Origin of the sequence: Acidovorax delafieldii 2AN (assembly GCF_000175235.1) — a bacterium.
In the GTDB taxonomy this organism is placed as follows: Bacteria; Pseudomonadota; Gammaproteobacteria; order Burkholderiales; family Burkholderiaceae_C; genus Acidovorax; species Acidovorax delafieldii_B.
In genome coordinates this window covers 1-5,356 of record NZ_ACQT01000238.1, presented here as the reverse complement: position 1 = coordinate 5,356, position 5,356 = coordinate 1, and the positions used below count along the sequence as shown (strand labels likewise).

Below are 5,356 nucleotides of genomic sequence, written 5' to 3'. Positions count from 1 at the left end.
GGTGGTCGGCCGCAGCCGCCGGTGCTGGCCGTAGAGTGCCTCGCAGGTGGTGTCGAAACTCGCCGAGCCGCCCATGCCGCTGCCCCAGAAGACGCCCAGCCTCTCGGGGTCGGCGACGTCCAGCTGCGCCGCCTGCAGGGCCGACTGGGCTGCGGACAGGGCCATGGCGGTTCCACGGTCCAGGGGCAGGTTCGAGGGCGCGCGCACGGAGCCTTCGTCAAATGCGCATGGTGCAACGGGCAGCAGCATGGGGTCCAGGCCGGGCAGCGCCAGCGCATGGGCCCGCACAGCCGAGCGCGCGCCAAACAGGGCATCGTCGAAAGGCTCGGTCCCGTTGCCCAGCGGCGTGACGATGCCGTAGCCCGTGATGCGCACCGTGCTGGTCATGTGCCTGCCCCTGCGCCAGTGGTGGAGCCTGCCTGCAGCCCTTCGATGACCTCGCACACATGCTGCAGGGTGATGCCGCCCTGGCGAGGATCCAGCAGGTCTTCGGGGATGCGCAGGTGGAAAGCATCCTCGACGTTGAAGACGAATTCCATGAGCGAGAGGGAGTCGAGCCCGATCTCTTCCAGGCAGATGGATGGACTCAGCCGGGCCGGATCGACGTGGAATTTCTGCTCCAGCACGGAGCACAGGGTGGTGTAGGTATCGGTGTGCATGGTGATTGGCGTGGGGCCACCGCAGACAATCAGCAAGGCGCGGTGGCGTGGAAGGATGGCTCGGCCTGGTGCAGGCCGGGCAGCTGGGGTGGCACCACAAAGGCGGTGGTTTCGCTGGCGACCTGCTGGCGGTCGTTGTCGATGGAAACCATGTGGTAGCTGTTGTCCAGCACCAGGGTGCGCAGGCGCGACGCGCCCAGCCCCCGGGCAAGCAGGTCGAGGTTGGCGAGGCTGGCCACCTCATCTTCGCGGGCATGGATGGCCAGCACGTGCGGGCAGCGCACCTGCCCGAGCTGGCCCCGCACGTGGCGGATCAGCCGGTCGTGCTCGCGCAGGTGGTCGACGCCGATCACGGCCGCGCCCGCGCGCGAGACGCGCCGCTGTTGCAGCTCACGTTCGATCCAGGCGCGCACGCGCTCGTTCTTCACGCCGTAGGGCGGGCGTTCGCGGTAGCTCCACCAGCGTCCCAGCGGCGTGTACAGCGCCAGCGGAAGCAGCCACTGGGTGCGCGGAATGGCCCAGCCGTCGAAGCGCAAGGTGGTGGACATGAGCACCATGGCGTCCACCTGCGTGCCGCAGCGGATGGCCGCACCCAGCGCGACGGAGGCCCCGGCCGATATGCCGACCAGCGCCACGCGGGCGTGCTCGCGGCGCAGCGCATCCACCTGGGCCTCGACGGCATCGATCCATGCGCGCCAGGGTCCGGCCTTTTGCACCACCGCTTCCGGGTCGAACGAATAACCCGGAATGCGGGGCGCCACCACCGTGCAGCCCGCCGAGCGCAGTGCCGCACGCACGGGCAGCAGCTCGTCGGGGGTGCTGCACAGGCCATGCAGCAGCAGCACGGCGGTGCCATGCGTCATGCAATGGCTCCGGGCTCGCCGGTGGTGGGCGTCTGTTTACGAGGACCAAACCATGCCACGTACAGCGCCGGCAGCACCACCAGCGTGAGCAGTGTGGCCGTGACGAGCCCGCCGATCACCACGACGGCCAGCGGCCGCTGCGTCTCGGCGCCGATCTCATGCGACAAGGCCATGGGCAGCAGGCCCAGCATGGCCAGCAGCGCCGTCATGAGCACGGTGCGCAGGCGCTGCATCGAGCCCTGGCGCACTGCCTCGACCACGCCCATGCCGCTGGCCTGCAATTGCTGGTACACCGACAGCATCACCACGCCGTTGAGCACGGCCTGACCTGACAGCGCGATGAAGCCGATGGCCGCCGACACCGACAGCGGGATGCCGAACACCCACAGCGCGACAAAGCCCCCAATGAGCGCGAGCGGCACATTGATGAGGATGAGCGAGGCCGTCTTGAACGACTTGAAGGCATCGAACAGCAGCACGAAGATCAGCAGCAGCGAGATGGGCACCACCACCGACAGGCGCTTCATGGCCCGTTCCTGATTCTCGAACTCGCCCGACCAGTTGAGCTGGTAGGTGTCGGGAATTTTCACGTTGCGGGCCACTCGTGCCTTCATGTCGGCCACGACGGAACCCATGTCGCGACCCTGGATGAAGATGCCAATAGCGGTCGTGCGGCGCCCGGCCTCGCGGGCGATGTTCATGGCGCCCGTGCCCTCCTGGATGTTGGCCACTGCCGAGAGCGGCACGTAGCCGCCGTCCGGCGTGGCGATGGGCGTGCGGGGCAGATTGGCGATCACACGCTCGTCCTTGGGCAGGCGCACGGCCACAGCGAATTTGCGTTCGCCCTCCCACAGACTGGTGGCGGCCTTGCCCGCCAGCGCGGCCTCGATCACATCCTGCACGTCGCTGACGTTCAGGCCGTAGCGCGCGGCGCGGTCGCGGTCAATATTGATGAGCAGTTGTGGCACTTGCCCGTCGCGGTCGATTTCTGCGCGTGCCACGCCCTGCACTTGTTTGATCTCGCGCGCGATTGCGTCGGTGATACGTTTCATTTCCGCGAGGTCGTCACCCGCGAGCTTGATGACGATCTGGCCCTTGATCTGCGATATCGATTCCAGCACGTTGTCTCGGATGGGCTGCGAGAAGGCCGGGTCGATGCCGGGAAGGGCCGATAGGACGCGGTTCATCTCGTCGGTGATCTTCTCGCGCGTCATGCCGGGCCGCCACTGGTTCTCTGGCTTCACATCCACGAAGATCTCGGCCATCGAGATGGTCTTGGGGTCGGTGCCGTCCTCGGGTTGACCGGCCTTGGAGACGGTGGTGTTGACTTCTGGCACCGTGAGCAGCGCCTTGCGTGCCATGCGCAGGATGCGCGTGGCCTCTTCGCTCGATACCGTGGGCGAGAGCGCGAAGTTGACCCACGTCGTGCCTTCATTGAGCTCGGGCAGGAATTCGGAGCCCAGGCGGGAGGCCACGACACCCGAGGCGGCGAAGGCTGCCAGGGCGATCACCACCACCTTGCGTCGGTGCGCGAGTGCCCAGTCGAGGATGGGGGCGTAGAAGCTCTTCGCCGTGCGCACCACGCGGTTGTCACCGTGCGGAAGACGGCGCTTGAGCATCCAGTAAGCCAGCAGCGGCACCAAGGTGAGCGAGAAGATCAACGATCCGATGAGCGCCATGGTGACCGACAGTGCCATCGGCTGGAAGATGCGCCCCTCGTGTCGCTGCAGCGCAAAGATGGGGATGTGCGCCGCAATGATGATGAGCATCGAGAACAGCGTGGGGCGGCCCACCTCGTTGGCGGCGTTGATGATGGTGTCGCGCCGGTCGCGGTCGTCCATGTCTTCACCGCGCTCGGCCAGGCGGTGCATGATGTTTTCGACCACGATCACCGCGCCGTCGACGATGATGCCGAAGTCCATGGCGCCCAGCGACAGCAGGTTGGCTGGTACGCCCATGACCTTGAGCCCCATGAAGGTGGCCAGCAGCGACAGCGGAATCACCACCACCACGGCCAGGCTGGCGCGCAGGTTCGACAGGAAGATGTAGAGCACCAGCGAGACCAGCAACGCGCCCTCCACGAGGTTGCGGAACACCGTGGTCAGTGTCTTGTCCATGAGCCAGGTGCGGTCGTAGAAGGGCACGATCTGCACGCCCGGTGGCAGACCGCGCGCGTTCAGATCGGCGATCTTGTCCTTGACGCCCTTGAGCACCACGCTGGGGTTCTCGCCCTTGCGCATGATGACGATGCCGGTGACCACGTCGTCGGCGAGGTCCTGGCCGACCACGCCCAGGCGCGGTACGGCACCGATCTTTATTTCGGCGATGTCACGGATCAGGATGGGTGTGCCGCCGCGCGCGGCCACGACGATGCGGCCGATGTCGTCGGCCGACTGCAGCAGGCCGATGCCGCGGATGGTGTACTGCTGCGCGCCCTGGGCCACGTAGCTGCCGCCGGCGTTGGCGTTGCCACGCCCCAGCGCGTCCAGCAGGTTCTGGAACGTGACCTTGTAGGCGCGCAGCTTGTCGAGGTCGGGCTGCACCTCGTACTGCTTGATCGCACCGCCCATGGCGACCACGTCGGCCACGCCGGGCACCTGGCGCAGCGCGCGCTCCACGGTCCAGTCCTCGATGGTGCGGATGTCAGTGGCCGAGAGGCCGTCGCCCTTGAGGCGGTAGCGCATGATCTCGCCCACGGGCGTGGCGTTGGGCGCGATCTCGGCCTGGACGCCGGGCGGCAGATCGACCGAGGAAAGGCGCTCGGCCACTTGCTGGCGCACGATGTTGACGTTGGCTGCGTCGTCGTAGGTGATCACGCTGAACGAGAGACCGAACTGCGTGTGCGAGAACACGCGGATCGAATTGGGCAGGCCCGCCAATGCCACCTCAATGGGCAGCGTGACCTGTTTTTCCACCTCTTCTGGCGCGCGGCCGGGGTACAAGGCGATCACCGTGACCTGGGTATCGGTCACGTCGGGAAAAGCCTCGACGGAGAGGCTCTTGAATGCGAAGAAGCCGGCCCCGGCGAACAGCAGCGTGCCCAGAACGATGAACAGGGGCTGGTGTAGGGCGTATTGGATCAGGCGCTTCATCAGTGCGCGTCCTTTTTCACGGTTGCGTCTTCGAGCGCTGACTGGAACTGGCGTGCCAGCAGCAGCACGTTCTGCGTGACGACCTTGTCGCCCGCGGACAGGCCGGTGGCCACCACCACTTCGCGCGGGCCTTCATGGCCCAGCGTGACGGTGCGGGGCTCGAACGCGCCGGGCTCACGCTGCACGTAGACCGTGTGCGCTGTGCCGCTGAGGGTGACGGCCTCGGCGGGCACCACCACGCCGCTGCTGCGGTTCTCGTTCACGTGGGCGGTGGCCAGCATCTCGGCCTTGAGGCGGCGCTCGGCGTTGGGCACGAGGCCGCGCACCTTCAGCGTGCGTGTGCCAGGGTCGATGGCGTCGGCCGTGGCCGTCACCCGACCGGTGAAGGTTTCACCCGGGTAGGCGGAAACCTGTAGCGTGAAGGCGTCGCCGGGGCGCAGCGAGGCGAGGTCGCTTTCGCGTGCATCGATCTGCACCCACAGCGATGAAGGGTCGGTCACCACAAACAGCGCGGGCGTGCCCGGGCCCGACTGGTCGGGCCGCACCTCCTGGCCGGGGTTGAGGTTGCGCTCGACCACCACGCCGCCCATGCTCGCCGAGATGGCGAGTTGCTGGTTCACGGCAGCTCCACCGCCGTACAGGCTGGTGCGGGCGGCAGCACGGGCCACTTCGGCCTGGGCGCGCGCGGCGTCGGCCTCGGTTTGCTCCAGGTCCTTGCGGGCCACGATACCGGCCTCGAACA

General features: G+C 67.3%; 5 protein-coding genes. All 5 read right to left on the bottom strand.

Going from position 1 to position 5,356, the window contains the following annotated elements; all coding sequences use genetic code 11:
- The coding region (locus ACDELDRAFT_RS23720; RefSeq protein WP_005799567.1) for a beta-ketoacyl synthase N-terminal-like domain-containing protein at window positions 1–387 on the bottom strand (387 nt) is incomplete at its 3' end.
- On the bottom strand, window positions 384–659 hold the full coding sequence (locus ACDELDRAFT_RS18645) for an acyl carrier protein (protein ID WP_005799566.1): 276 nt from the start codon (window positions 657–659) through the stop codon (window positions 384–386). The genes ACDELDRAFT_RS23720 and ACDELDRAFT_RS18645, both read right to left, overlap by 4 nt.
- Window positions 660–688: 29 nt before the next feature.
- The gene (locus ACDELDRAFT_RS18640; protein ID WP_005799565.1) at window positions 689–1,522 is read right to left on the bottom strand and encodes an alpha/beta hydrolase; all 834 of its coding nucleotides are present in this window, start codon (window positions 1,520–1,522) and stop codon (window positions 689–691) included.
- Window positions 1,519–4,614 (bottom strand): efflux RND transporter permease subunit, encoded by a 3,096-nt coding sequence (locus ACDELDRAFT_RS18635; RefSeq protein WP_005799564.1) that lies wholly within the window; start codon window positions 4,612–4,614, stop codon window positions 1,519–1,521. Before ACDELDRAFT_RS18635 ends, ACDELDRAFT_RS18640 begins: the two co-directional genes overlap by 4 nt.
- Window positions 4,614–5,356, bottom strand: a 743-nt coding sequence (locus tag ACDELDRAFT_RS18630; RefSeq protein ID WP_040329893.1) for an efflux RND transporter periplasmic adaptor subunit, incomplete at its 5' end; no start/stop codon positions are given. The genes ACDELDRAFT_RS18635 and ACDELDRAFT_RS18630, both read right to left, overlap by 1 nt.

Bases quoted from the DNA above. Each gene is read 5' to 3' on its own strand.
- ACDELDRAFT_RS18645 (WP_005799566.1), bottom strand. From the start codon at position 659: ATGCACACCGATACCTACACCACCCTGTGCTCCGTGCTGGAGCAGAAA.
- ACDELDRAFT_RS18640 (WP_005799565.1), bottom strand. From the start codon at position 1,522: ATGACGCATGGCACCGCCGTGCTGCTGCTGCATGGCCTGTGCAGCACC.
- ACDELDRAFT_RS18635 (WP_005799564.1), bottom strand. From the start codon at position 4,614: ATGAAGCGCCTGATCCAATACGCCCTACACCAGCCCCTGTTCATCGTT.